The organism is Streptomyces millisiae (assembly GCF_031845425.1).
GTDB classification, from domain to species: domain Bacteria; phylum Actinomycetota; class Actinomycetes; order Streptomycetales; family Streptomycetaceae; genus Streptomyces; species Streptomyces millisiae.
In genome coordinates, this window is the sequence record NZ_JAVREM010000419.1 from 1 (window position 1) to 387 (window position 387).

General features: G+C 63.0%; 1 protein-coding gene and 1 pseudogene. Both read right to left on the bottom strand.

The genetic code is table 11. The features are described 5' to 3' along the window. Positions 1 to 189: pseudogene (locus RNC47_RS37365) on the bottom strand (hypothetical protein); the annotation flags it as partial. 31 nt (positions 190 to 220) lie between these two features. After that, positions 221 to 373, bottom strand: coding sequence for a ferredoxin (locus RNC47_RS37370; RefSeq protein WP_234940575.1), 153 nt, complete (start codon positions 371 to 373; stop codon positions 221 to 223). Between the last annotated feature and the right edge of the window lie 14 nt (positions 374 to 387).

The window sequence follows — 387 nt, forward strand, 5'->3', positions numbered from 1 at the left end:
GTGCCCGTTGTAGGCGTCAGTCCACGCCATCGGGCACTTGGACTGCATCTCCTCGGTGATCTTCTCGAACTGCTCCCGATATTCCGGGGTGTGCCGGTCGAAGTGATAGTTGTTCTTCTTACGGTCGTCGTCGGTCGTGACATCGCGTTCTGCTCTTCGCGCACGCGGCTCATCGCTGTCGACACTCACGGCGTTGTCTCCCTTGGCCTTTCGGTCTGCGTCAATCTTCGATGACGATGGCTTGCTCGGGGCAGGAGTGCGCGGCCTCGCGCACCGCGTCCGCCTGATCTGCCGGCACCACATCGGAAACCGGTGACGCGTGACCGTCGACGTCGTCGAGGACGAACGAGTCGGGCGCGATCATCGAGCACAGGGTGTGGCCCTGGC